The organism is Acinetobacter sp. WC-323, assembly GCF_000314615.1.
GTDB classification, from domain to species: Bacteria; Pseudomonadota; Gammaproteobacteria; order Pseudomonadales; family Moraxellaceae; genus Acinetobacter; species Acinetobacter courvalinii.
In genome coordinates this window covers 46,726-71,734 of record NZ_AMZS01000056.1, presented here as the reverse complement: position 1 = coordinate 71,734, position 25,009 = coordinate 46,726, and the positions used below count along the sequence as shown (strand labels likewise).

The 25,009-nt window shown below is 44.5% G+C and carries 24 protein-coding genes; 14 read left to right on the top strand and 10 right to left on the bottom strand.

Annotated features, from left to right (window positions below; genetic code table 11):
* Nucleotides 1-94: 94 nt before the first annotated feature.
* Nucleotides 95-688 (top strand): hypothetical protein, encoded by a 594-nt coding sequence (locus ACINWC323_RS06045; protein ID WP_009513884.1) that lies wholly within the window; start codon nucleotides 95-97, stop codon nucleotides 686-688.
* Between the two features lie 129 nt (nucleotides 689-817).
* On the opposite strand, the gene aroE is transcribed toward ACINWC323_RS06045, so the two are convergent.
* The 6 genes from aroE to ribA all read right to left on the bottom strand — a co-directional run bounded on the left by aroE (nucleotide 818) and on the right by ribA (nucleotide 4,655).
* Nucleotides 818-1,606, bottom strand: coding sequence for a shikimate dehydrogenase (gene aroE / locus ACINWC323_RS06050; RefSeq protein ID WP_009513894.1), 789 nt, complete (start codon nucleotides 1,604-1,606; stop codon nucleotides 818-820).
* Nucleotides 1,607-1,655: 49 nt separating this feature from the next.
* Nucleotides 1,656-2,087, bottom strand: coding sequence for a type II toxin-antitoxin system VapC family toxin (locus ACINWC323_RS06055; RefSeq protein WP_009513990.1), 432 nt, complete (start codon nucleotides 2,085-2,087; stop codon nucleotides 1,656-1,658).
* On the bottom strand, nucleotides 2,081-2,353 hold the full coding sequence (locus ACINWC323_RS06060) for a type II toxin-antitoxin system Phd/YefM family antitoxin (RefSeq protein ID WP_009513934.1): 273 nt from the start codon (nucleotides 2,351-2,353) through the stop codon (nucleotides 2,081-2,083). The genes ACINWC323_RS06055 and ACINWC323_RS06060 overlap by 7 nt, the downstream gene beginning before the upstream one ends.
* Nucleotides 2,354-2,462: 109 nt before the next feature.
* Nucleotides 2,463-3,404: an oxygen-dependent coproporphyrinogen oxidase gene (gene hemF / locus ACINWC323_RS06065; RefSeq protein ID WP_009513971.1), complete on the bottom strand. Its 942-nt coding sequence runs from the start codon at nucleotides 3,402-3,404 to the stop codon at nucleotides 2,463-2,465.
* A gap of 121 nt (nucleotides 3,405-3,525) precedes the next feature.
* Nucleotides 3,526-4,011 (bottom strand): DUF4844 domain-containing protein, encoded by a 486-nt coding sequence (locus ACINWC323_RS06070; RefSeq protein WP_009513986.1) that lies wholly within the window; start codon nucleotides 4,009-4,011, stop codon nucleotides 3,526-3,528.
* Nucleotides 4,012-4,052: 41 nt separating this feature from the next.
* Nucleotides 4,053-4,655 carry a GTP cyclohydrolase II gene (gene ribA, locus ACINWC323_RS06075; protein WP_009513805.1) on the bottom strand — a complete coding sequence of 201 codons (603 nt, stop codon included), beginning with the start codon at nucleotides 4,653-4,655 and terminating at the stop codon, nucleotides 4,053-4,055.
* Nucleotides 4,656-4,959: 304 nt separating this feature from the next.
* Between ribA and dxs the strand changes: the two genes are divergently transcribed.
* The 8 genes from dxs (at nucleotide 4,960) to ACINWC323_RS06120 (ending at nucleotide 14,164) form a co-directional block, all read left to right on the top strand.
* On the top strand, nucleotides 4,960-6,855 hold the full coding sequence (gene dxs / locus ACINWC323_RS06080) for a 1-deoxy-D-xylulose-5-phosphate synthase (protein WP_009513963.1): 1,896 nt from the start codon (nucleotides 4,960-4,962) through the stop codon (nucleotides 6,853-6,855).
* Nucleotides 6,856-6,988: 133 nt separating this feature from the next.
* Nucleotides 6,989-7,819: an inositol monophosphatase family protein gene (locus ACINWC323_RS06085; RefSeq protein ID WP_009513876.1), complete on the top strand. Its 831-nt coding sequence runs from the start codon at nucleotides 6,989-6,991 to the stop codon at nucleotides 7,817-7,819.
* A gap of 847 nt (nucleotides 7,820-8,666) precedes the next feature.
* Nucleotides 8,667-10,526, top strand: a complete 1,860-nt coding sequence (locus ACINWC323_RS06095; protein ID WP_009513858.1) for a DEAD/DEAH box helicase — start codon at nucleotides 8,667-8,669, stop codon at nucleotides 10,524-10,526.
* A 418-nt stretch (nucleotides 10,527-10,944) separates the two neighbouring features.
* Nucleotides 10,945-11,763, top strand: a complete 819-nt coding sequence (locus ACINWC323_RS06100) for an ABC transporter ATP-binding protein (RefSeq protein ID WP_009513978.1) — start codon at nucleotides 10,945-10,947, stop codon at nucleotides 11,761-11,763.
* On the top strand, nucleotides 11,760-12,539 hold the full coding sequence (gene mlaE, locus ACINWC323_RS06105) for a lipid asymmetry maintenance ABC transporter permease subunit MlaE (RefSeq protein ID WP_005227460.1): 780 nt from the start codon (nucleotides 11,760-11,762) through the stop codon (nucleotides 12,537-12,539). The genes ACINWC323_RS06100 and mlaE overlap by 4 nt, the downstream gene beginning before the upstream one ends.
* Complete coding sequence (gene mlaD / locus ACINWC323_RS06110; protein WP_009514011.1) at nucleotides 12,539-13,213, top strand: outer membrane lipid asymmetry maintenance protein MlaD; 675 nt, start codon at nucleotides 12,539-12,541, stop codon at nucleotides 13,211-13,213. Before mlaE ends, mlaD begins: the two co-directional genes overlap by 1 nt.
* A 19-nt stretch (nucleotides 13,214-13,232) precedes the next feature.
* Nucleotides 13,233-13,865 carry an MlaC/ttg2D family ABC transporter substrate-binding protein gene (locus ACINWC323_RS06115; RefSeq protein ID WP_009513899.1) on the top strand — a complete coding sequence of 211 codons (633 nt, stop codon included), beginning with the start codon at nucleotides 13,233-13,235 and terminating at the stop codon, nucleotides 13,863-13,865.
* Nucleotides 13,866-13,876: 11 nt separating this feature from the next.
* Entirely contained in the window at nucleotides 13,877-14,164 is a 288-nt protein-coding gene (locus ACINWC323_RS06120; protein ID WP_009513942.1) for an STAS domain-containing protein, read from the top strand.
* 46 nt (nucleotides 14,165-14,210) lie between these two features.
* Here ACINWC323_RS06120 and ACINWC323_RS06125 read toward each other — a convergent pair whose 3' ends face one another.
* Nucleotides 14,211-15,227 carry a CorA family divalent cation transporter gene (locus tag ACINWC323_RS06125; protein ID WP_005227453.1) on the bottom strand — a complete coding sequence of 339 codons (1,017 nt, stop codon included), beginning with the start codon at nucleotides 15,225-15,227 and terminating at the stop codon, nucleotides 14,211-14,213.
* Between the two features lie 172 nt (nucleotides 15,228-15,399).
* Between ACINWC323_RS06125 and ACINWC323_RS06130 the strand changes: the two genes are divergently transcribed.
* Together ACINWC323_RS06130 and ACINWC323_RS06135 are read left to right on the top strand one after the other, a co-directional pair.
* Nucleotides 15,400-15,984 (top strand): LOG family protein, encoded by a 585-nt coding sequence (locus tag ACINWC323_RS06130; protein WP_032881612.1) that lies wholly within the window; start codon nucleotides 15,400-15,402, stop codon nucleotides 15,982-15,984.
* 10 nt (nucleotides 15,985-15,994) lie between these two features.
* Nucleotides 15,995-16,390, top strand: coding sequence for an NUDIX hydrolase (locus ACINWC323_RS06135; RefSeq protein WP_009513932.1), 396 nt, complete (start codon nucleotides 15,995-15,997; stop codon nucleotides 16,388-16,390).
* Here the strand turns inward: ACINWC323_RS06135 and ACINWC323_RS06140 are convergent.
* Nucleotides 16,344-17,027, bottom strand: coding sequence for a ComF family protein (locus ACINWC323_RS06140; protein ID WP_009513803.1), 684 nt, complete (start codon nucleotides 17,025-17,027; stop codon nucleotides 16,344-16,346). The two genes, ACINWC323_RS06135 and ACINWC323_RS06140, sit on opposite strands and share 47 nt — an antisense overlap.
* Nucleotides 17,020-19,065, bottom strand: a complete 2,046-nt coding sequence (gene recG / locus ACINWC323_RS06145; protein WP_005227443.1) for an ATP-dependent DNA helicase RecG — start codon at nucleotides 19,063-19,065, stop codon at nucleotides 17,020-17,022. Before recG ends, ACINWC323_RS06140 begins: the two co-directional genes overlap by 8 nt.
* An 18-nt stretch (nucleotides 19,066-19,083) precedes the next feature.
* Here recG and ACINWC323_RS06150 point away from each other — a divergent pair, with 18 nt between their 5' ends.
* Together ACINWC323_RS06150 and ACINWC323_RS06155 are read left to right on the top strand one after the other, a co-directional pair.
* Nucleotides 19,084-19,902 carry an NAD-dependent epimerase/dehydratase family protein gene (locus ACINWC323_RS06150; protein WP_009513928.1) on the top strand — a complete coding sequence of 273 codons (819 nt, stop codon included), beginning with the start codon at nucleotides 19,084-19,086 and terminating at the stop codon, nucleotides 19,900-19,902.
* 126 nt (nucleotides 19,903-20,028) lie between these two features.
* Nucleotides 20,029-21,009, top strand: a complete 981-nt coding sequence (locus ACINWC323_RS06155; RefSeq protein WP_009513951.1) for a putative solute-binding protein — start codon at nucleotides 20,029-20,031, stop codon at nucleotides 21,007-21,009.
* 203 nt (nucleotides 21,010-21,212) lie between these two features.
* Here ACINWC323_RS06155 and plsB read toward each other — a convergent pair whose 3' ends face one another.
* Nucleotides 21,213-23,759, bottom strand: coding sequence for a glycerol-3-phosphate 1-O-acyltransferase PlsB (gene plsB, locus ACINWC323_RS06160; RefSeq protein ID WP_009513947.1), 2,547 nt, complete (start codon nucleotides 23,757-23,759; stop codon nucleotides 21,213-21,215).
* A 277-nt stretch (nucleotides 23,760-24,036) separates the two neighbouring features.
* Here plsB and ACINWC323_RS06165 point away from each other — a divergent pair, with 277 nt between their 5' ends.
* Nucleotides 24,037-24,909 (top strand): acyl-CoA thioesterase, encoded by an 873-nt coding sequence (locus ACINWC323_RS06165; RefSeq protein ID WP_005282967.1) that lies wholly within the window; start codon nucleotides 24,037-24,039, stop codon nucleotides 24,907-24,909.
* Nucleotides 24,910-25,009 lie beyond the last annotated feature (100 nt).

Below are 25,009 nucleotides of genomic sequence, written 5' to 3'. Positions count from 1 at the left end.
TTATTCTTTTTAATTGATTCATAAACCAGTTTGAGACCTCATGGTATACCAGTAAAAAATAAGTTATTTTAAAGAATTAGATTTGAGTGTTGTTATGGAGCTTAAAAACCAGAATTTAACGCAGCAGAAAATTATACTTACTGATGAAAAGGTTAACATTTTAGGCCCTTACCTAGAAATGAATAGATGCCAAATAATGTCTGACTGTAAGGCAAAAGCATTGCTTATTATAGGTTTTAAAATGAAGGGGGGAGTATTTGAACAAAGTCGAACATTGTCAAATTTTCACTTCGAGAATGCTCACTTTGATAACGTTTTATTTAAAGGAGATTATGCGGGTTGTGATTTTGGTGATTGGGATTTAGAAGAACGATCATCAATTATGAATTGCGATTTTTCACTTGCTTTGCTTGATGGGTGTAGATTCTTACGTTGTGATCCGGAATCTATCCAATTTCCCAAGTGGCCGTGTTTTACAATCATTAATCCTAGCGCAGTACGTCAGTATGTATTATCTCAACGTTGGCCAGATGGGGTTGGAAGGCTTCTTGATATTTATACTGATGTCGATCCTGAGTGCGTTGCAGTTACAGGGAATGCCAAGAAAATTGCAGAGAAAAATAGATTATTATTGACAGACCTACGTGAGTTTCTATTGCAAATATCTAATATTTTGATTATTGATTGATTTGGTTCTAAGCCTGTTCCCCCATCTATTGTAGAGAGCGATAATAATCGCCCTATTATGCTGGAATAGAATGAGATGATTTAAGTGATTCGTTATTTTTGCGGGATACATCTCCTCGACACTAAACTATTATAAAAAATCTTTCAGTTCCGGTTTCACCCCGTTCCAGATGGAGAAGGCTTCAATCGCTTGACCCACCAGCATGCCGAAACCATCAGTCGCAGGCACTTGGCGTTGTTGGGCCTGATCGAGAAAACTGGAGGGTTTGCCATATGCCATTTCATAAGCATGATGGAAAATTAAGCTTTCAGGCAACTGCAAGGCATCTCCCGTTAAACTTGCTGAAGTTGCATTAATCACCAAATCAAATTCACCTGACAGTTGCTCGAGACCGATCGCTTTTAGCTCAGTTTGCGGGACAGCATCTTTTAAATCTTCAACCAGTTGTTCTGCGCGGGTAAGGGTACGATTCGCAATCACAATCTGTTTTGCACCTGCCTGTACTAGAGGATAAATCACACCACGGGTTGCACCGCCAGCCCCTAAAATCAAAATAAGGCTATCTTTAAGTTCCCAGCCTAGTGCTTGAATCGCAGCAACCAGACCCTGACCATCGGTATTATCGCCATACAGTTTGCCATCCTGCATCCAAAGTGTATTTACGGCTTTGGCAATCTTGGCACGTTCAGTCAATTGATCACACAGCGCAAAGGCTTGCTCTTTAAACGGTACTGTGACATTCATTCCCGCCCCATTCTGGGCAAAGAAGTCTTTGGCAGTACCTTCAAAACCATCCAGTGGCGCAAGAATTTTTTTATAGTTTAAGTCGACCCCGGTTTTTGCTGCGAATGCATGATGTAACTCTGGTGAGCGTGATTGTTCAATCGGGTTTCCAATTACAGCAAATTGTTTGGTCATGAGTGATTCACCAATATCAGGAAGAGGGTCAAGTGCTAATATTTTTTAGTCATAAGGCATCGGCAAACCAATTGATTTGTCTTAATCCTTCTATGGCTTGAAAGTCTTTGGTATTTCGAGTGACCAGCGTCAAGCCATGAGCCATTGCAATGGCTGCAATCTGCCCATCAACAAAAGGAATATTATTTCCATTTTTTTGGGTTTGTATCCTAATTTCTGCATGAATTTTAGCAGCTTGTGCATCATAGTCCAGAATAGGAATTAAACTCACCACATCATGTAAAAATTTTGTGATGAGTTGTTTGCGCTGTCCATCAGGCATTTTAAGCCAGCCAAAACGTAATTCATGCCAGACAATACTGGAAATCGCGATTTCATGTTGAGCAAGATAAAATTGTTTTAACACAGCTGAGTCTGGTTGAGATTTGGCTAATTCAGAAATGATATTGGTATCAATTAAATAGCTGATCTGGCTTACCATGAAAATTCACGTCCTTGGCTTGAATCTCGTTCAGGATGAAAATCAGTAGGTTCGGTATTTAACGTTTGCAGGGCTTGTTGGTGCCAGTTTTCCCAAGCCTGCATAAAATTTTCCGGCTCGCCTTGTAATTTTTGATATTCTGAATAAGAAATAAGTACCGCTGAGGTATGACCATGTTGAGCAATAAAGGTTTTCTGACCTTGTTGGCTCTGCTGAATTAATTTAGCCAGATTGGCTCGGGCATGGGTAAATGAGATATTTGACATTTTAAACCCTCTTTTTATTGTACATTTTTATTGTACATTTTTTAGAAGCAGAGTGTCTATTTTTTAAGATTAAAAAAATCCCTAATGCAGGATTAGGGATTGTTAAGGATTACTTTTGCAGTCCCAACCAGTCTCTTGGTTTTAGATAATAATCGGTGAGACGCTTCTCTGCCGAATCTGCATCCCATTCAGGTCGATATGACCAGCCCGCCAGATTAGGTAAGCTCACCAGGATTGATTCAATACGCCCACCGGTCTGTAGACCAAACAAGGTACCACGGTCATAGACCAGATTATATTCGACATAACGGCCACGACGATATAACTGGAACTCACGTTGCGCTTCGGTATAAGGCTGTTCACGATGCTTTTCAAAAATCGGCAAGATCGCGTCTAAATAACCATTACCAACGGCCTGCATATATCTAAAACAGGTTTCAAAATCCCACTGGTTCAAATCGTCAAAGAATAAACCACCGACACCACGCTGTTCATCACGATGTTTTAAATAGAAATAATCATCACACCATTGTTTATGTTCTGCATAAACATGTTCACCAAAAGGCCGGCACAGGTCATGGGCTTTTTGATGCCAATTCAGCACATCCTCATCATCTGGATAGAATGGGGTTAAGTCAAAACCGCCACCAAACCACCATACCGGATCCTGACCTTCAGGCTCAGCGACAAATAGGCGAACATTGGCATGAGACGTTGGGATATTCGGATTTTTCGGGTGAATTACCAACGATACACCCAATGCCTGTGCCTTTGCGCCTGCAATTTGCGGATGACGTTCAGTAGCAGAGGCGGGCAGTTTACTGATATTGATGTGGGAGAACATGACCCCACCTTTTTCAATGACTTCACCATTTTGCAAAACACGAGAGCGACCGCCACCGCCTTCGGTTCGTTGCCAATCATCAATGATAAACTCAGCGGCTCCACCGCCTGCACGTTCCTGTTGCTCTAGTCCTGCACAAATGCGTGCCTGTAGATCGAGTAAAAACTCGCGAACACGTTGAATATCAGCTGAAGTTGGATGCTGCATGATGATCCTCTTGATAAGATCTAGGAATTACTGATATCAAAACATAAATCCATAAAAAAAGTAAGGGATTTTTGAATCTATATGAAATATGCATGATTTAGGGTGAAAAAATCATGTTCTGTTAATCTTGGTTTTTACTTTGACCTTTGGAACGGTTCTTTTCAATAAGCTCATTAATTTCTTCATTGTATAGCCAAGTATTTAAAATACCTTCAGAACTTTCCAAGCCAGTTATATCTAAAAAATGTTCAAATGTACCAGCAACCTGCTCTCTATCATCGGTACCGAGTGAATCGGGATCAATTTGATGGATACCGTCCGAAAGTATTTTTAGCCGTTGCTGTTTACTTGGTTGAGCAGAGTGCTGATAGAGTTGGATATACGCTTCAGCAGTCTCAGCGACCTTTTTATTCAATAACTTTTTTAATTGAGGATCTTGAACGCCTGAATAGAGCTGGCCATCCGTTAAAAAATGATCTTGTTGCTGGAACTGATTCAATTGATTGATAATTCCAGCGTTTGATGGATGATCTTTATTCTCTTCTGCTTGAGTACAGCCACAGAGTAGTAGAACAGCTGTGGCTAAGAAAATACTGAATAATTTCATTTTGATAAATTCTCTTCTCTCAACAAAAGATGACTCTAAAGTCAGAAATCATCTTTTTTATACAGATGATCCATACGTTCACTTTTGGTCTTTAAATATTGTTCATTGAAGGGATTACGGCCCACCGTAAGCGGAACACGTTCAACCACATTAATCCCCAGATCAGTCAACGCTTTGAGTTTGAGGGGGTTATTGGTCACCAGTTTCACTTCTTTGACTTGAAGGTGATCCAGCATGATACTGCACATATCATAACGACGCGCATCGGCCGGCAGGTTTAATAACAGGTTCGCATCAACCGTATCATGACCTTGATCCTGTAAGGCATAGGCGCGGATTTTATTGGTCAAGCCAATACCACGTCCTTCCTGACGCAAATATAAAATGACACCTTGGCCCGCCTCATTTATCAGGCGTTGGGTGGCTTGTAACTGCGGGCCGCAATCGCATTTAAGCGAAGCGAAAGCATCACCCGTTAGGCATTCAGAATGGATACGCACAAGCACAGGCTTATCTGGAGCAGTTTCTAGCCCTTTAGAAAGCGCCACATGTTCCTCACCCGTTTCCGGATCTTGAAACACGGAAATATTGAAGTCACCAAAGGCAGTCGGCAGCTTTGATGTTGCAATAAATTCAATCGGCACAGAGAACTCACTATGATCATAAAAACTGTCTGAGTATAGCTTAATGTGTGAAGATTGCGCGAACCGGAATTTCTGATTTTTTATATAAGTTTTTCTTTTTCATACAAAGCACACAATAATGGTTGATAAACAGTGACATAATTCAGGATAATCTACGGGTCATTCTTTAAAAATTGTAGAAGAATGTTCAGCACTACATCATTCGCACGTGTGGCTGATTGAAGGTAGATCATATTTAATTGTATGATTGCCCCCATTTAACCCAGCTTCGGACTTGCCAGGCTTAAAAAGGCTTTGCCACATTATGTTGTATACCGAAATTCCAACTCAACGCCCTGTTACGCCATTGTTAGATGGAATTGATCATCCACAACAATTACGTCAGCTCGAGCAAAGCCAACTCGTTCAAGTGGCGGATGAGTTACGTCAATATATTTTGTATGCAGCTGGGCAGAGTGGCGGACACTTTGGTGCAAATCTAGGTGTGGTCGAACTGACCGTAGCCTTGCACTATAGCTTTAATACCCCAGATGATCGTCTGGTCTGGGATGTCGGCCATCAGGCTTATCCACATAAAGTGCTGACGGGTCGTCGTGATCGTATCGCGACCATCCGTAGTAAAAATGGTTTGGCTGCGTTCCCTGCACGTGATGAATCTGAATTTGACACCTTTGGTGTAGGCCATTCTTCGACTGCCATTTCAGCAGGTCTGGGCATGGCGTTGGCGCGCCGTTATCAAAAAGCTCCATGTGATGTTGTTGCAATCGTCGGTGATGGGGCAATGACCGCGGGCATGGCATTTGAAGCCATGAATGATGCCGTTGCGCATGATGCCGACTTGATCGTGGTATTAAATGATAACGATATGTCGATCTCGTGTAGTACCGGTGGTTTTGCCAAACATCTGGCTGCAATCTGGGAAACAGGGCAGTTGATCAATGTGAATGAACAGGGTGAAGCCTATGTTCAGCCGCATCCTAAGTGGACGTATAATTCACGGTTACATCAATCAGCGACCGATGCCGCTGATAATTTATTTAAAGCAATTGGTTTTGATTATTTCGGACCATTTGACGGGCATGATGTGGAGCAACTGGCGCAAGTGTTCCATGCGCTGAAAAAGCGTAAAGGCCCACGCCTTGTTCATATTTATACTAAAAAAGGGAAAGGTTTTGCACCTGCGGAAGCCGATCCGATTACCTATCATGCCATTACTAAAATCGCGCCAGCCGCTGCAGCACCAGTAAAAAAATCACCCCCTAAATACTCCGATGTATTTGGGCAATGGTTATGTGATGAAGCCGCTCAAGATGAGCGCCTGCTTGCCATTACACCGGCAATGTGTGAAGGCTCGGGTATGGTGAAATTTGCACAGCAATATCCTGAACGTTTCTTTGATGTGGCGATTGCGGAACAACATGCAGTGACTTTAGCTGCGGGTATGGCATGTGAAGGCTTAAAACCGGTGGTCGCGATTTATTCAACCTTCTTGCAACGTGGTTACGACCAGTTGATTCACGATGTTGCCTTGCAGAATCTGGATGTCACTTTTGGAATCGATCGTGCAGGTTTGGTCGGTGAAGATGGTCCAACCCATGCGGGTGCTTACGATTACGCCTATATGCGTACTGTGCCTAACATGGTGATCATGGCGCCGAAAGACGAGAATGAATGTCGTCAGATGCTACATACCGCTTACCTTTATGAAGGGCCGACAGCAGTCCGTTATCCGCGTGGCGCAGGCACCGGTGTTGAAATTCAACAACAGATGACGGCTTTGCCAATTGGTAAGTCGGAAATCGTGGCTGAATTTAATGTTGATGCTGAGCAGCACATCAGTATTCTGGCCTTTGGTAGTCGCGTTGTACCATCGGTTGAAGCGGCAGAACAGTTTGCACAGAAACATGCGATTGGCGTGCGTGTTGTGAATATGCGTTTTGTGAAGCCACTGGACGAGCAAATGATTCGTGACCTAGCAGCGACCACTCAACTATTTGTAACGGTTGAGGAACATGCCGTAATGGCGGGCGCAGGCAGTGCGGTGAATGAATTCATGGCACATGCCAAGATTGTCAAACCGATCCTGAATCTGGGTTTGCCAGATACATTCTTACATCAAGCCACGCATCAGCAAATGTTGCAAGATTGTGGTTTGGATGCTCAGGGAATTTTAGCTTCAATTGAGCAAGCCTGGTTCTAACTTATAAGTTGATGTAAACGCGAAAATAATTTTTCGCAACATTTTTCCCCTAAAAGCGCTTATATTTGCTAGAATATACGCGCTTTTATGCATTATTCTTTGTCAAAATCTTCAAATTTGTAGTGGGTGTTCAATGGAACCTATGGTGGTTATGGCTGCGCGTGCGGCTCAAACAGTTGGTCAAGAGCTTTTAAAGGCACATCAAAATCGTCATAAACTCGATTTACAAGTTGAAGAAAAAGGCATTGATGGTCCGGTAACACGTGTTGATCGTTACTTGGAACAACTTACAATTGATACACTTCGCAAAAGCTATAAAAACCACAGCTTCCTTGGTGAAGAGTTTGGTATGCAAGAAGGTAAAGGTCACGATGCAGACTGGTGCTGGGTGATTGATCCTTTAGACGGCACACAAAACTTTATCAACGGTTTCCCGCATTTCTGTATTTCTATCGCAGTACAACATAAAGGTGTGACTCAACACGGTGTGATCTATGATCCAGTCCGTGATGAGCTATTTTCTGCGAGCCGCGGTCGTGGTGCAGTGATGAACCAGCGCCGTATCCGTGTCAATGTTAAAGAAAACCTTGAAAATACTTTCCTTGCAGTCGGTCATCCGTACCGTGCCAAGCGTAATGGTGAAATCGTTTCTTATGCAGAGCAACATTTTGCGTCATTATTGGCAGTGACTAAATCTGGCGCGCAAATCCGTCGTGGTGGTTCAGCTGCTTTAGACTTGGCCTATGTTGCTGCGGGTCGTTTCGATGGTTTCTTTGAGCTTGGCTTAAAACCGTGGGATATCGCTGCGGGCGAATTAATCGTGAAAGAAGCGGGCGGTGTTGTTGTTGATGCGCGCGGTGGCAATGAATCATTTGACAATGGTCAGGTGCTTGCATGTTCATTGAGGATGTTAAAGCCATTGATGCAAAACGTTGTTCCGGCTTGGGGCGATGCTGCAAAATAATTTGTAGATTAAAAAAAGAGTAGCATCTAGCTACTCTTTTTTTTGTGTAATAGGGCGGGAATAATAAATAGTTGAGATAAAAGTAAAATAACGGTATTGATTAAATAGGCAGCCCAATACGGTGGAGCATGCATTGATCCGAAAAGGGCAATCAGGAATTGTCCAATCACGATGCAACTGCAGGCTGTGTAGGTGAGGATGGGATAGGTTGTATCCAGTTTTAGAAAGGTTGATAGGCCACGGGCAATAAAATAAATTGAAAAAAGAACACAGGTTAAAATGACTCCTTTAACCGGATACTCAAAGACGTATCCAGTATCATGAATAAAGGGGTAGGGATTTTGCTGCTGTCCATGATAAATAATATTCAAACACCCGAATAACCATAAACCCAGTAATAATCTGATCAGCATAAAATTATTTTGTAGTTTATTTTCCATGTTTTATTTAAAGTAATCTGTTGTTGTCACACAGAATAATTGTACATTTAATAGAAGTGTATCGCTTATTTGTGATCGCTAGGCCCAGTATTTTCTAAAAAAACGTGACTTTCTTAAAGTTTCTGCTATAATCCGCCCACGCACTTAAATTCCAGTTCATTACCTGAACATTCAGTTCTATTCATATTAGCGCACGCTGTCCATAGAGAGGACCACATCTTGCGCCCAAATCGCTTAGCGATTCTTCAGGTTGAGGCAGTAATCAAGCGTGCGTTTAGTCCACATCGTCGTTATTCGGATCGCCGCTGAATTTCATATATTTTCAGCTTGAGTCGCTTTGCCGCTTGTTGCCGATGTCTATTTTTTGTATTTATTAAAATGGAGCACCCACAAGGGTGAAACTCTCTATGAGCAAAACTTTTGCCGAATTTTCTTTGCACGAAACCTTACAACAAGCCCTAGAAGGTTTAGGTTTTACGACACCAACTCCTGTGCAAGAACAAGCGATTCCAGCTGCATTAGAAGGTAAAGATTTATTAGTTTCAAGCCAGACCGGTTCTGGTAAAACAGCAGCATTTTTACTTCCTACATTAAACGCTTTAGCGGGTGAGGATACTTTTGTGCCATTCAAAGAGCGCATGAAAGCAGTCACTCAGCCTACGATTTTAGTTATTTCTCCTACGCGTGAATTGGCTCAACAGGTTAGCCAAGACGCGATTGCATTTGTACGTCACATGAAAGGTGTTCGTATTGCTGCAATTATGGGTGGTATGCCTTTCGGTAAGCAAATCCAGCAGCTTAAAGGTGCACAAGTTGTCGTTGCGACTCCAGGTCGTTTACTTGACCTTGTAAACCGTCGTCAAATCAAACTTGATAAAGTTGAATCATTAATTGTTGATGAAGCAGACCGTATGCTTGATCTTGGCTTCTCTGAAGATTTAGAAGCAATTGGTGAATTGGCTGCAAACCGTAATCAAACATTAATGTTCTCTGCAACTTTTGCTGATCGTATTATCCGTCTTGCTGAACGCATGATGAATGATCCGCAACGTATTGCTATTGAAACTGGTCACAGCACTAACACTGATGTAACTCAAACATTACATTGGACTGATGGCTTTGAACACAAGAAAAAATTATTGACTCACTGGTTATCTGATGAGTCTGTAGATCAAGCGGTTGTATTCGCAAGCACGCAAGAAGATACCGATATGCTTGCTGAAGAACTGGCTGAAGCGGGTCATTCTGTTGTTGCACTCCATGGTGCGATGCCACAAACCGTTCGTAACCGTCGTTTACGTAGCATTCGTGAAGGTCGTGCAAAAATCCTGGTTGCAACCGATGTTGCGGCGCGTGGTTTAGACGTACCAACCATTTCACACGTCATTAACTTCGGTTTACCGATGAAAAATGAAGACTATGTACACCGTATTGGTCGTACAGGTCGTGCGGGTCGTACCGGTCAAGCCGTGACTTTGGCAACTTACCGTGAGCGTGGCAAAATCCGTGCTTTGGAAGATTATTTAGATGCACGTTTAAATGTATCTGAAATCGAAGGTTTAGAACCATCTCCACCTCCTGCACGTTCAGGTCGTGACGGTGGTGGTCGTGGTCGCGGTGGTCGTGATGGCGGCGGTCGTGGTCGCGGTGGTTTTGGCGGTGGTCGTCGTTTTGAAGGTGAAGGTAACTTCAAACGTCGTGAAGGCGGTGATGATCGTCCACGTCGTAGCTTCGATGACAAGCCACGTGGTGAGCGTCCATCTTTTGGTGGCGAAGATCGTCCACGTCGCGAGTTCAATTCAGATCGTCCACGCCGTGAAGGTGGTTTTGAAGACCGTCCACGTCGCGAATTTAATTCAGATCGTCCACGTCGTGAAGGCGGTTTTGATGATCGTCCAAAACGTAGCTTTGGTGGTGAAGACCGTCCACGTCGCGAGTTCAATTCTGATCGCCCACGTCGTGAAGGTGGTTTCAACGATAAACCACGTTTTGACTCGAATGATGACAACCGTGGTAACCGTGTAGATTACAAACCACGTCGTGAAGGTAGCTTCGGTGACCGTCCTAAACGTGATTTTGGCGATCGTCCACAGCGTGAAGGCGGTTTCGGTGATCGTCCAAAGCGTAGCTTCGGTGAAGACCGTCCAAAACGCAGCTTCGGTGGTGATGACCGTCCAAAGCGTAAGTTTGGTAGCGATGAGCGTCCAGTACGCGGTTCACGTGAAGAAACTTTCGGTGGCGACCGTCGTCGCAAAAACGATTTTTAATCGTTAAAAACCGATAGAATGAAGAAGCCAGTTGAAAAACTGGCTTTTTTATTTCGGTTTAGTCATGTAAAATTATAAAAATGTGTACTAATTCAAACTTTATATAAGAAATGAATAAGGTGAAGCAAAATAAAAGCCTTTTGAGTCAAGCTTGGTCTTTCATGTGTAGTGAAGGGCTGCCATGCCTATTCGTCATTTTAATGCTGTGTAACGGTTTGTTTTTTGCTTATGCGTTGTTTGATATGATTAATACGGAATCATTCAATGTTAATTCTCATCCAACCACCAGCCAAATTGTTCCCAAGAATAACTACATAAATTAAATACTCTTGATACATGGTTTATCAAAATGGAAACAAGCGTTTAGTGTTTCAGTGTATAGTATGCGTGCATAAAAAGTGCAGGAAAGAATGCCATTATGAATAATCCATCTCCTCTTGATCGTGAAGCCTTAATTGAAGTTAAAAACTTAAGCTTTAATCGGGGAGAGCGCGTCATTTATGACGATATCAGTCTTAAGATTCGTCGTGGTCAGATTACTGCCATTATGGGACCGTCCGGTACCGGTAAAACCACTTTGTTGCGTCTGATTGGTGGACAGTTAAGTCCTGATCATGGCGAGGTACTACTGGACGGTAAAAATATTGCAGCGATGTCACGTCATGAGTTGTTCGCTGCACGTGCGCGTATGGGCATGCTATTCCAGAGTGGTGCATTATTCACCGACATGTCGGTATATGAGAATGTCGCATTTCCAATCCGCGCACATACCAAATTGCCAGAACATCTGATTGCAGAACTGGTGGCATTAAAACTGGAATCGGTTGGATTGCGTGGTGCTGAACAGTTGATGCCAACCGAGCTTTCCGGTGGTATGAACCGTCGTGTTGCCTTGGCGCGAGCGATTGCACTGGATCCTGAGCTGATCATGTATGATGAGCCATTTGCAGGTCAAGACCCGATTGTGATGGGGGTATTGACCCGTCTGATTCGTTCCTTGCGCGATGCTTTAGATCTAACTACGATTATCGTATCGCATGATGTGGCTGAGACCTTATCGATTGCGGATTATATTTATGTGGTTGCAGAAGGTAAAATTCAGGGTGAAGGTTCACCAGAACAATTAAAAAACCATGCTTCACCTTTTGTACGTCAGTTTTTAACAGGTTCGGCTGAGGGGCCTGTGGAATATCAATTTACTCATCAAGCATATTTAGATAACGAGGTTCGTCCATGAATGCGATTGCCTGGCTAGGTAGACTCGTTATTGAGCGAATAAAAGGCATCGGTGCTGCCGCATTGATGCTCCTGCAAGTTTTATTTTCCATGCCATCAAAAGGTGGTTTTCGGCGCTTTGTTTACCAGATGTATCGTGTCGGGGTGATGTCCCTGCTGATTATTGCGGTTTCCGGTTTGTTCATTGGTGCCGTGCTGGGTTTGCAGATGTATAGCATTCTGGTCACTTTTGGCAGTGAAGCAATGCTCGGTACTGCAATTTCACTGACCTTGCTGCGAGAACTTGCTTCTGTCGTTGCTGCCTTATTGTTTGCAGGGCGTGCAGGCTCGGCCTTAACCGCTGAAATTGGTTCCATGAAACAGAGTGAACAGCTTGCCAGCATGGAAATGATCGGTGTTGATCCACTGCGTCAGATCGTAGCTCCTCGTCTATGGGCCGGTATTGTCAGTTTACCCATGCTCACGGTCATTTTTGCAAGCATTGGTATTATTGGCGGCAAGCTGGTTGGTGTTGATTTTTTAGGTGCGGATGAAGGTTCGTTCTGGAGTGGTATGCAAAGCAGCGTCCAGTTCTGGCATGACATTTTTAATGGCACCATTATTAAAAGCATTGTCTTTGCTTTGATTTGTACATGGGTGGCGGTGTATCAGGGCTATGCCTGTGAACCAACTCCAGAAGGTATCGCGACTTCAATGACCAGAACGGTCGTATATTCTTCACTTTGTGTATTAGGTTTTGATTTCGTGTTGACTGCGGTCATGTTCGGAGGGATTTAATGAAATCACGTACTAGTGAGCTGGCCGTAGGTATTTTTGTCATTATCTTCGGTGTCGCTCTATTTTTTCTGGCGATGAAGGTCAGTGGCTTGGTGGGTACTAATCTGCGCGACAGCTACAGCATGACAGCACAGTTTGACAATGTGAATGGCTTGAAGCCACGTGCCAAAGTGACCATGAGTGGTGTAACCATTGGTCGTGTTGAATCAATTACGCTTGATCCGGTTTCCCGTCTGGCCACCGTTAAATTTGATCTGGATGGTAAGCTGACCAGCTTTAATCCGGAGCAGCTCAAAGAAGTGCAGAACAATGCGCTGGAAGAGTTACGCTATAGTTCTGACTATGAGCAAGCGAATGCTGCGAAACAAAAAGAAATGGAACAGCAACTTACCAGTAACATGACCTCCATCACCACACTCGATGAAGATGCTTATATAATGGTAGCAACCAATGGTCTATTGGGTGAGAAATATTTGAAAGTTGTTCCGGGTGGTGGTGTGAACTACCTCAAACGGGGTGACGTGGTTTCAAATACCCAGGGCACCATGGATTTAGAAGATTTGATCAGTAAATTTATTACCGGTGGTGCTGGTAAAGCCACATCAAGCTCAACAGCGACAGAAAGCCCAGCTTCACAGCCTGCTGCTGAAGCAGAACCTTCTTTTGTTGAGTAATTCAGGTTAGGAGATTGAAGTGAATACATTATTGAAACAAACGCTAACCGCAAGCGTATTATCGACAATGCTTGCAAGTGCGGCATTTGCAGCACCAACAGAAACCCCGCCTGACTTTGTTAAACGTGTGGCTGATGGCTTAATTACGCGTCTAAAAGCGGATCATGCCAAGTTGCAGAATAACCCAGCACTGGTGAAAAGCATTATTCGTCAAAACCTTGACCCGTATGTAGATTCTCAAGCGTTTACCCGTATTGTGTTAGGTACTTATGCGAATAACCAATATACCAATGCTGCACAACGTGCACAGTTCGAGAAGAACTTCCGTGAAGTGATTATCGAGAACTATGGCGGTGCTTTCGCAAAATATACCAATGAAAGCTACACCATGCGTCCGTTTAAATCGACCAACAGCAAAACCCCTGTGGTGACTTTGGACTTCTTGCACAATGGTGAGAAAATCCCAGTGTCGTTCCAATTAACCGACAAGGGAGATCAGTGGAAAGTACGTAACATCAACGTGTCTGGTATCGATTTGGGCTTGCAGTTCCGTAACCAGTTCGCTGCAACGGTGCAACGTAACGGTGGCAATATTAATAAAGCGATTGCGACCTTTAAACCAGATGCAGATGCTGCAGTTAGCAAAAAATAAGTAGGTGACGGGTGATTCAGTATATTGATCAGCAATTGGTCGTTTCAAAAATGATTAATTTTGCGAATGCAGAGCAGATCTATCAAGCTGGCTTAAAGCATATTCAGCAGCATAAGAGTTTTCCTCTGGTTGTTGATCTGGGCCAGCTTGAGCAGGGCAATACTTTATCGTTGGCGGTACTGGTGCAATGGTTGCGTCAGACACCAGACAGTAAAGGGCTGCATTTCAAGAATGTGACTGAAAAAATGCTGAAAATCATCCAGGCCTGTCATTTGCAGGATGATCTGAAATTAATTTAAAGATCACTTATTGCAATAAAAAAAGCACCGTCAGGTGCTTTTTTTATTAGATCCATTTCTTCCAGCGGAAGTAGATGGTCGGACCAATCAGGAAGGTTAATACCAGCGTGATCACAATCCAGAAACTGGTACTGCCATGTGAAAACGGTAATACTTCGGTGTTCATGCCATAAATACTGGCCACCAGCATTGGAGGTGCCAGCATGCTTGGAAGAATAGAGAAGCGTTTGAAGGTCTCATTCATCTCGGTATTGGCAAAACCGGTGGTAATATCCAGTAAGAATTTTAGTTTTTGAAACAGGAAGGTATTGTGCTCCAGTAAAGAGCGCACATCCTCACTCATTTCCCGGATATCGGGGTCATAAATATGGCTGCCTAAGGCACGTGGTCGGGAAAGGAAAGACAGAACTCGGCGCAGGTCGGTCAGACAGAGCTGAGCTTTCCCTAACATGTCTTCCTGATGCGCGAGCCGTGTGATCATGTCATCCAGATCAAGGATCTGTTCACGATGGTGATCGTTTAACACCTCGGCTGAATATTCTTCCAGATACTTATGCGTATCTTCCAGAATATCTGAAAGCTCATCCAGTTTAGATTCCAGCAAGCCTAATAAAATCCACACCGGATCTTTATAATCGATGCTGTAATCATTGCGTCTTGCCCGGGCGCGAAAGGCCCGGAAGGCCACCAGTTTTTCGCCACGTAGCGTGATCAGTTGTGTTTTATCCAGTAGAAACGCAACGGTGTGGACGGTAGCAGCCAGTGTATTCTCGAGATCTTCTTGTTCACGATCCGATTGAAAATTTTTATTCTTTGTTAAAAAATAGGTGCTGATATGCAAAATTCCGTCATCATCACGGTAGAATCGTGCTGATGAGGAAATATCTTCAAGTGACTTTAAGGTAGGTAGGTTTCGCTCATAGGCATCCAGAATCCATTGTTGTTCTTCTTGGGATGGGGCGATGAGATCGATCCAGACCAGTTCAGGATGAAGGTCGAAACTGCCATTGATTGTTGCATCTTCTAGACTACCGCGCTCAGTGGCATAAAAGGCTTCAAGCATGTCTTTTTTCCTTGCGCAGTCGAGGTAAAGTTTCCGGTGTTTTTCCGAAAAGCAGGGTGTATTTTAGACAAGGATGAAACGAAAAACACTTGCCTAAACGTTATTTTTTAAAAAATCTTGTTACATAGCCTACTTTATCAGCATGACAGTTCTATAAAACGGTTTTAATTGTATGAATTCTATATGTGTTTTCTGTGGTTCCTCTCTCGGGAATGATCCTGTTTTCAAGCAAATGGCCCAGTTAACCGGGCAGGTGATTGCCGCGCAAGGCAAAACGCTGGTCTATGGCGGTGGACGTTCGGGTCTGATGGGGGTGGTGGCTGATAGTGCGCTACAGGCGGGTGGCCGTGTGGTTGGTGTGATTCCCCATGCCTTGGTGGATCGAGAGCTGGTCCATACCGGTTTAACCGAATTGTATCGGGTCAACAATATGCATGAGCGCAAGACCAAAATGGCTGAGCTATCTGATGCATTTGTGGCTTTGCCCGGTGGTGCAGGCACACTCGAAGAAATCTTTGAGCAATGGACCTGGAGCCAGTTGGGTATCCATCAAAAGCCTTGTGCTTTTTTAAATGTGAATGGTTTTTATACCGATTTGCTGAAAATGCTGCAAGCCTCGGTTGACAGTGGTTTTACCCAAGCACGTTTTGTGGATAAGCTGATTGTGGCCGAGCAGATTGAAGAGGTTCTGGCTGCATTTGCGGCTTATCAGCCTGCGGCACCGAAGTGGCTATCTAGCACTGAAATTCAGGCCTGAGGATACGATTGTGAAAACCATTACTGTTGCTGCTGCCATTATCTTGAACGAGCACAATCAATTACTGTTGGTGCGTAAGCAAAATACCCATGCCTTTATGCAGGTCGGCGGTAAGCTTGAGCTGGATGAAGCACCTGAGGTGACAATTCAGCGTGAGATTCTGGAAGAAATCGGCTGTGAGTGTGAGCTTAAGGAGTTTGTCGGTGAATTTAGAACAGCAGCAGCCAATGAACCTGATCATGCCTTGATTAGCTATGTATATGCGGTTGAGTTAAAACAGCAGCCACAAATCGCGGCTGAGATTGCAGAGATGAAATGGATCGATCTGGATGACCAGTCAACGCTACTGGCGCCACTGACTAAAGACGTGGTGATTCCGTGGTGTCAGCAGCAGCATTTGAATTAATTTCCTGATGCTGTGCGGCTGCCAGACACAGGCTATAGACCTGTTGGCAGCCCAGTTGTTGCAGCACCTGAGATAATGCAGTAATTGAACTGCCTGTGGTGACCACATCATCGACAATGAGGACCTTGCGATAGCGAATCTGGTTCGGTGCAGCAGCAACAAATTGCTGTTCAATATTTTCCAGCCGCTCCAGACGGCTTAACCCTTTTTGAGAGTGCTGGGTCAAGCGCTGGACCGGTTGCCAGACGGGAATGTTCAAGTGCTCACTTAAGGCTTGCGCCAAGAGCAGGCTCTGGTTAAAACCACGCTCGACCAGACGATCTGTTGAAATAGGCATGGGCACAATGGCATGCACTTTGGGTAGTCTGGGTTGTAATAACAAGCCATTTAATAGACGTTGATGATGCAGTTTCTGCTCATATTTAAACTGTTGGATAATCCGGTCAATCGGGTACTGATAATGGCAGGCCACCATAATTTGCTGTTGATTGCGTTCAATGGTTTGCTTGAGCCAGGGCAATTGTTGCCAGCAGCTTTGACAGACACCGAACTGCCGTTTCATGCCAATATCACACAGGCTACATGGGGTAAAATAATCAAATAGCTGCTGTGCTGATCTGCCCAATAATTTAAACATAGGCATATCTTGGTGCTTCGGGTAACCAGCGTTTCAGTAGACCTTCTGCATGTTGCGGATAATCTTTCAAGATTTGCTCTGCGACATAATGTGCCTGAGTCAGCAGGTGGTCATCGCGTTCTAGACGAGCCACACGAAAGCCCATATCACCAGTTTGCTTGGTCCCGAGTAATTCACCGGGGCCACGAATTTCCAGATCTTTTTCTGCAATCACAAAGCCATCATTACTTTCCCGTAAAATAGAAAGCCGTTCCTGCCCATTTTGTGATAACGGGGTTTTATAGAGTAAGGCACAAAAACTGGCTGTAGCACCACGGCCGACACGGCCACGCAACTGATGCAGTTGAGACAGGCCTAAACGTTCTGCATTTTCAATCACCATAATCGAGGCATTGGGGACATCAACCCCCACTTCAATGACCGTGGTGGCAATCAACAGTTGTGACTGATTGTCCTTAAAGGCCTGCATGACCGCTTGCTTTTCATCGGCTTTCATCTTGCCATGTACCAGCCCGATATTGATATCTGGGAAGCGTTCTTTAATTTCCTGATAAGTGGCCTCTGCGGCTTGTGCGTCCAGTGTTTCAGATTGCTCTACCAAGGTACAGACCCAGTAGGCCTGTTTACCTTCACGACAATTACTGGCAATACGTTGCAAGACCTGTTCCCGCCGTTCCAGGGGGATGGTGACGGTCTGGATCGGGGTACGACCGGGTGGCAGCTCATCAATAATCGAGGTGTCCAGATCGCCATAGGCACTCATGGCGAGGGTGCGGGGAATCGGGGTTGCGGTCATCACCAGTTGGTGCGGGGTGAACTGGTCCGCGCCTTTATTGCGCAAGGCGAGGCGTTGATCAACCCCGAAACGGTGCTGCTCATCAATAATCACCAAGCCGAGCTTGGAAAAACCGACCGTATCCTGAAACAGCGCATGGGTACCCACAATCAACTGGGCATGACCTTCTTTAATCTGCTGTTCAGCCTGTGTTCTGGCTTTGCCTTTTTGTTTACCCGACAGCCATGCCACCTGAATACCCAAAGGTTCAAACCAGCGTTTAAAGTTTAAATAATGCTGTTCGGCTAGAATTTCAGTGGGTGCCATCAGTGCCACCTGCCAGTCCGCTTCCAGTGCATGACAGGCAGCTACTGCGGCCACCAAGGTTTTACCAGCACCGACATCGCCTTGCACCAGACGTAACATCGGTTGATCTTGTTTAAGGTCCTGCAAGATTTCCTTGGAAACGCGCTTTTGCGCATTGGTCATCTGGAAAGGCAGCCCTTCTAATAATGTCTTTGCAAGTACTTTACTGCTACTAAAGCGTGGTGCTGAAATCTGACGGATATAGGCACGGCGAGTGAGTAAACTGATTTGATGCGCCACCAGTTCTTCAAAAATCAGCCGTTGCTGTGCCGGATGTGAGCCTTGATTGAGCTGCAACATGTTGGCATCGGTGGGCGGCTCATGAATGTAATGCAACGCCTCTTTCAGCTCATAGCCATTGCTATATTTGCTAGGTAATAATTCGGGCAGATCATCACTGTGATGGGTAAGTGCCTGACGGACATATTCACGTAATTTGGGTTGGGTCAGGCCTTCGGTACTGGGATAAATCGCGGTCAGCTGGGTCTTGGGCAGGGCCGTATGTTGCTGGATCACCTGAATTTCGGGATGATACAGTTCCAGACCACGTGCACCAACGCGCACCTCACCAAAAATGCGCAGCCGTTGCCCCATTTTGATACGGTCCGTAAGACCTTTATAAATATGATAGAAGCGTAAGGTGACCTTGCCGAAATCATCCTGGACCAATGCGGCAAGAGATTTCTTTTTCCCGGGTGGGAAGTCAACAGAGCGGACTTCACCTTCAAGCAAGTAACTTCGTCCAACGACCAGCTGATTCATTGGAATAATAGTGCTACGATCTTCATAGTCGCGGGGAAGATGGAATAACAAATCATCCGTGCTAAAAATATGAAGCTTTTCTAAGAGGGTCGCTGCGGCAGCACCAACGCCTTGTAATTGCTGAACTGATGTCATCTCTGGTCAAAGGTGTGTATGCATATTTTATTTATTGGTTATGGTAAAACATCTCAGCGTGTCGCTAAACACTTATTTGAGCAAGGACACCACATTAGCACAATAAGTCGCAGTGCAAAAACAGATTGTTACGCGACCCATTATATTCAGGACATTCATCAACTTGATTTGACCGGGCTGGCGCCTGTGGATGTGGTGTATGTAATTCTGGCGCCTTCTGAAAGTGGGATTGAGGCTTATCAGCAGACCTATGTCGATAGCGTGGAGCCGATTGCTCAGGCCTTAAAAGCCCATCCGGTGCAACGTATCGTGATTGTATCCTCAACCCGCGTCTATGGCGAAAATGCAGGGCAACGTATTGATGACGAGAGCGAGATCCATCCTGCTGATCCACAAGGTGAGCTATTGCGACGTATGGAGTTGCTGTGGCAGCAGCATTACCCACAACACAGTATCATTGTCCGTCCTGCGGGGATCTATGGGACTTCAATTGCCCGACTGAAAAAACTGGCTGAGCAAAGCACGACTTATCCGACTGTTCATTATAGCAACCGGATTCATATTGATGATCTGGCTAGGTTTTTAGCATTACTGGTGAATTTGGTTCACGTTGAACAGAGCTATATCGTCACCAATAATCGACCGCTTCCGATGCATGAAATTCTATTGTGGTTCCAACAGCAATTGTATTTAGCGCCTTTAAAGTTGCTTTCGGACCGACCGAGCGGCAAGCAAATTTATGCCACCCGCTTGCCAAAGACCGGATTTAAATTTGACCATTTGATTTGCTTTAATGACTACGCTGCGGCCTTATCTGTCCATAGTAATGAAAAATAATTCGATTACACTGTAAAGAACGCTTAAAGAGTTGGTATGGATTTTGAACTTAAAATACCAACAGATTCCGCAAAGGAACTGCCTGAATTAAGCACGGGGTTTGCTGCAAGGCATAAAAGGTGAAACATGAAAAAAATAATCTGCATGAGCCTGCTTGGATTAATGACGACAACGGGTTGGGCGGCAGAGCAAAGCTGGTGTGTATTTGATCCTTTAAGCACGCAAGGCGATATTAGTCGCCGTTTACAAGATGTGCGGGCCTATGCCTTAAAATATCAGGTGCAATTAAAACTGAAAATCTTTAAGAATGAAAAGGATGCCATACGCTCATTTGAGCAAAAGCAATGTTCTGGTCTGGTCGCTTCGAATTTTAATACCTATCGCTACAATCGTTTTATGGGCACCACCGGGGGAATTGGACTCATTCCGAATAATCGGGTGGCTCGGGCTTTTCTGCAACTGCTGAATCATTCCAATGTCGAAAAGCGTATGGTGGCAAAAGATTATGAAGTCTTGGGCATGATTCCGATTGGAACGGTTTATATGATCATGAACACACAACAGATCAATAAGGTTTCACAATTACGCAATAAAACCATTGGAATCCTGGCAGATAATCCGCCACAACTGGCACTGGTGCAAAGTGTTGGCGCCAAACCGGTATATGTCGATTTTTCCAATGCAGTGGATTCATTCAAGCATAAAAAGATCGACATTCTGGCAGCGCCTGCGTATGGCATACTGCCTTATAATCTTAAAAAGGAATTTGGTGAGACGACGCAGGTGGTGAATTTTCCTGTGGCTTATTTTGCAATGAATGTGGTCATCCGGCCACAAGCTTATCCGGCCGGATTCGGTCATCAGATACGCGACTGGTTTGTGAATAACAGTAATGTATTAGCCGCGCAGGCGATCCAGTGGGAAAACCATTTACCCGCTTATTACTGGGCAGATATCTCGGGCTATGAAAAGCAGGGGTACGATGCGTTAGTGGCTAAAATCAGTAAACGTTATGTCGATGCTGAGTATTACGATGGCTACTTTGTCGAGCTGATTAACCGCTTGCGCTGTCAGGATGATCCTAAATATCTGGCATGTCGCCGTTAACAGTGCAAGGAAAAGGCAGCTGAAGTTGTAATATTGATCACTGAGTAAAACTTTTTAATTATTCATTTAAAAATCTCCCCTAACCCCTCTTTAAAAAGAGGGGAATGGTTGAGAATCTAAGATAATTTTAGACTTCATGAACTCCCTCTTTTTAAAGGTGAGCTGCGGTTATAGCAGCGCAAGAGGGAGGATTTATTTTCTATTTATGCTTTCTTACGTTTCAAACGACGTTTGGCTTGTTGTGACGCCACGGCTTCCAATGCTTCAGCCAGTTCTTCATCGCTAAAGGTGGTGATGTGCTGCAACATTTGCAAGGTGGTTTCATCCAGTACCAGTTGTGCGCCTGCAGCCATTTCGCTGAAGTTGTCATCATATTCAATGAAGCCTTGTTCATTGTTACGAATATAATTTTGCTGGGTCAGCACTTTAATAAAGCTCTGGAATAATGCTTTATCGAAGAACTCTGGCGAGTTGAACTCATACAGCACAGACAGGCGCTGACCGAGTAAATGACTCAGCTCTTCCACCTGCTTGGTCGAGATATTACCGGAACCACGTTGGGTGATCAGTGCCAGCGTCATGTAGTAACGTTCCAGGCTCTGTTTGACTGGCATTGCCAAAGTCACCAGTTTTTGATGTTCTTCACTGTTTGGTGTTGGGCTAAACAGGTTACCATCGTGATCCTGGAAAATCAGGCCAATCTTCACCAAAGCATCGATATAGCTATCAATCTGCTGCTGCAAGTCGCTTGCTTGCCACTTCATGAACAGTTCGGCTTTCAAGAATGGATATAAGGTACGAATCACGTTACTTAAGTCATTCTTGTGAATTTTTCCGTTGTGTTCAACCAGAGATGCGACCAATGACGGTAACACAAAGGCATGCAAAATATTATTACGGAAGTAAGTCAGCAACACGGCCTGATTATCTTCAATCGCAATAATATCGCCCAGCACGTGTTGTACACGTTTGATCAGCTTCAGCTTGAGACCATAGGCAACGATTTCTTTACCTGATAATGAGGTCACTTGAGTGCGTTCATCATAAGGTTGCTGGGTGGCCAGATCACGATAGATGTCGAGTTGTTTGGCACAAATCTCTTCATCCAAAGTGTGTTTCGGTGTCGCCAATAAAATTAACGAGAGCAATGAAACCGGATTAATCACGACAGCGCGGTTGATATTTTCCAGAATCAGATGTGCTGAGTCTGCAACCACGGTTGAAATCTCGGTCGAGCTTGGTACATCAGTCGGGTTTTGCTCTACATTATTCTGTTTCAGGATATCATTCAGGAACACTGGTTCGCCAAAATTCACATGCACTTTACCGAAGATACGTTCAATTTTGCGTAAGGTTTTAACAATACCAAAAATGGATTCGGCTTCTTTCGGTTTACCTTGCATTTCACCGACATAGGTTGAGCCTTCCATCAGGCGCTCATAACCGATATAGGTCGGTACGAATACGATCGGTTTGGCCGGGCCGCGTAAATGCCCTTGAATGGTCATTGCCAGCATACCGGTTTTCGGCGGGAGTAAACGCCCTGTACGTGAACGGCCACCTTCAATGAAGTATTCGATTGGGGTATTACGCGATAAGATGCTGTATAAATATTCTTTAAATACAGAGGTATAAAGCGCATTACCGCGGAAGGAACGACGAATAAAGAAGGCACCGCCACCACGTAATAACTGACCGACAAAAGGTAGATTCAGGTTATCACCGGCTGCGATATAGGGAATCATCAAGCCACGTTTATAAATGACATATGACAATAACAAATAATCGATATGGCTGCGGTGACACGGGGTGTAAACGATTTCATAGTCTTTTGCCAGTTCACGGACCGTACTGAAGTTATGTACTTCAACGCCGTCGTAGAGCTGTGTCCATAGACGGGTCAGGGCCATATCGGCAAAACGGACTGCCGAGGCAGAGTAATCCGAAACGATCTCATTGACATAACCGATGGCACGACGTTCTGCCTCAAGCATGCTGATTTTATGCTGGATGCTTTCACGACGAATCGCATCTTGTACTTCAGGAGATTTGATCACCGATTGCATGACGTTACGACGATCCGATAAATCGGGGCCGAGCACCACTTCACGCTGTTGATCGAGGTAAGTATCTAATGAACTGGCAATATAGGTAGCGGGTGAAACATTCGGGTGATTGCTCTTGGCATAGTCAACCAGTTCACGCAATGATTGCGGCTCATGAAACTCTAAATAAGACTGGCGGCCATGCAAGCCAATATTCATCAACTGCTTGACGGTACCTGGGGTGGCCCAGGTATCAGAGAATAATAGTTTGAACCAGGAATCTTCTTTATCTGGTGAACGTCCCCAAAGTACAGTTACAGGCACCAGCTGAATATCCACTTCAGGATGCTGTTCCAGTGCTTCAACCAGTTGTAATAGGCGGGGAGGAAAGGTTTGGGTATTAAAGAAATTATTTTCGTTATGATGTAAGAACAGGACAGAATTTTTTTCTTGATAAGTGCCAAAACTCAAAGGGTCTAGCGCGGGTTTTAAATTGAGGCGACGGGTTTCACCATCGACCACCAAGGCGTTACTACGCGAATAATTCTGTAAAACATAGCAGACTAGCTTATTTGATTCTGTTGTCTGTTGCTCTGCTGTGGTGGATTCTGTAGGAACTTCACCAAGAACATGTGGGGTGACCACCAGGTCAAGTAACTTACTCGAAAGTTGGCGATACATTTGACCAAATCCAGTCTTGGACATTACAAACTCCTAAATCATAATCCTGGCATCGATTCATGATGAACACGACATTCTGCGGTATTCTGACATAAAACGGTATGTTATTTTCTGACAGAATATAGCGTATTTGGTAGATTTTATCGTTAAAAATCGTATTTTTAGCAGTTATAAATACAATTAACGTGACGGATGAATCATTTTATCCTGAGCATTGTTATTTGAATTTGTGGCACAATCACAATTATCAACCCTGAAAGGATTGGTTGATCTCTCCTCATTGATGTTGGAAGAATATTACATGAATGCGTTAACTCAAGAACTGGTTGAACTTTTGACTCTGGAAAAGCTGGAAGAGCATATTTTCCGAGGCAATAGCCGCAATCTGGTTGGCAAACGAGTATTCGGTGGACAGGTTCTTGGACAAGCCTTGAGAGCAGCGTCATATACCACAGATCGTCCAGCCCACTCCCTGCATGCATATTTCCTCTATGGCGGCGATGTGAATGCGCCGATTATCTACGAAGTTGATCCACTTCGCGATGGCAAGAGTTTTGCCAGTCGGCAGGTTCGGGCTATTCAGCATGGACGTATTATTTTTTCTGCGATGGTCTCTTTTGCCAATCCCGAAGAGGGGCTGAACTATCAGCACAAAGAGCCAGAATACCCGTTGCCTGAGAGCTTAAAGTCTGAAAATGAGCTGAAGGAAAGCCTGATTAATTTTGTGCCTGAAAATGTGCGTGCCAGCTTTATGCGTGAACGCCATGTCGAGATTCGCCCAACCCAGTTGATCAATCCGTTTCAGCCGCAGCCCGAAGCACCGTTCTATGCTCATTACATCCGGACCCATGGCACGATTCCGCAAGATCTGGATGAAATTTCCTTACATCAGGCCATCGTCGCGTTCTATTCCGACTTTACCCTGATGACCACGGCATTGCGTCCGCATGGTTTATCCTGGATTTCCCCAAATCTGCAATGTGCCAGTATCGATCACACCATTTATTTCCACCGTCCGCTCCGGGCTGACGAATGGATGCTCTATGAGATGGAAGCAACTGTGAGTGCGAGTTCGCGTGGTCTGAACTTTGGGCGGATGTGGCAAAATGGTCAACTGGTCTGTAGTACCGTTCAGGAAGGTTTGATTCGGCTCAGAGAAATCGAAACCCAGTAAAAAATAAACCCACATTAAGGCCATCATTCTGATGGCTTTTTTTATCATAAAGATGTGACAAAAAATTGCTCGATTCTTCAACATGAGCATGCCATAGTAC

Bases quoted from the DNA above. Each gene is read 5' to 3' on its own strand.
- ACINWC323_RS06045 (WP_009513884.1), top strand. From the start codon at position 95: ATGGAGCTTAAAAACCAGAATTTAACGCAGCAGAAAATTATACTTACT.
- aroE (WP_009513894.1), bottom strand. From the start codon at position 1,606: ATGACCAAACAATTTGCTGTAATTGGAAACCCGATTGAACAATCACGC.
- ACINWC323_RS06055 (WP_009513990.1), bottom strand. From the start codon at position 2,087: ATGGTAAGCCAGATCAGCTATTTAATTGATACCAATATCATTTCTGAA.
- ACINWC323_RS06060 (WP_009513934.1), bottom strand. From the start codon at position 2,353: ATGTCAAATATCTCATTTACCCATGCCCGAGCCAATCTGGCTAAATTA.
- hemF (WP_009513971.1), bottom strand. From the start codon at position 3,404: ATGCAGCATCCAACTTCAGCTGATATTCAACGTGTTCGCGAGTTTTTA.
- ACINWC323_RS06070 (WP_009513986.1), bottom strand. From the start codon at position 4,011: ATGAAATTATTCAGTATTTTCTTAGCCACAGCTGTTCTACTACTCTGT.
- dxs (WP_009513963.1), top strand. From the start codon at position 4,960: ATGTTGTATACCGAAATTCCAACTCAACGCCCTGTTACGCCATTGTTA.
- ACINWC323_RS06085 (WP_009513876.1), top strand. From the start codon at position 6,989: ATGGAACCTATGGTGGTTATGGCTGCGCGTGCGGCTCAAACAGTTGGT.
- ACINWC323_RS06095 (WP_009513858.1), top strand. From the start codon at position 8,667: ATGAGCAAAACTTTTGCCGAATTTTCTTTGCACGAAACCTTACAACAA.
- ACINWC323_RS06100 (WP_009513978.1), top strand. From the start codon at position 10,945: ATGAATAATCCATCTCCTCTTGATCGTGAAGCCTTAATTGAAGTTAAA.
- mlaE (WP_005227460.1), top strand. From the start codon at position 11,760: ATGAATGCGATTGCCTGGCTAGGTAGACTCGTTATTGAGCGAATAAAA.
- mlaD (WP_009514011.1), top strand. From the start codon at position 12,539: ATGAAATCACGTACTAGTGAGCTGGCCGTAGGTATTTTTGTCATTATC.
- ACINWC323_RS06125 (WP_005227453.1), bottom strand. From the start codon at position 15,227: ATGCTTGAAGCCTTTTATGCCACTGAGCGCGGTAGTCTAGAAGATGCA.
- ACINWC323_RS06130 (WP_032881612.1), top strand. From the start codon at position 15,400: ATGAATTCTATATGTGTTTTCTGTGGTTCCTCTCTCGGGAATGATCCT.
- ACINWC323_RS06140 (WP_009513803.1), bottom strand. From the start codon at position 17,027: ATGTTTAAATTATTGGGCAGATCAGCACAGCAGCTATTTGATTATTTT.
- recG (WP_005227443.1), bottom strand. From the start codon at position 19,065: ATGACATCAGTTCAGCAATTACAAGGCGTTGGTGCTGCCGCAGCGACC.
- ACINWC323_RS06150 (WP_009513928.1), top strand. From the start codon at position 19,084: ATGCATATTTTATTTATTGGTTATGGTAAAACATCTCAGCGTGTCGCT.
- ACINWC323_RS06155 (WP_009513951.1), top strand. From the start codon at position 20,029: ATGAAAAAAATAATCTGCATGAGCCTGCTTGGATTAATGACGACAACG.
- plsB (WP_009513947.1), bottom strand. From the start codon at position 23,759: ATGTCCAAGACTGGATTTGGTCAAATGTATCGCCAACTTTCGAGTAAG.
- ACINWC323_RS06165 (WP_005282967.1), top strand. From the start codon at position 24,037: ATGAATGCGTTAACTCAAGAACTGGTTGAACTTTTGACTCTGGAAAAG.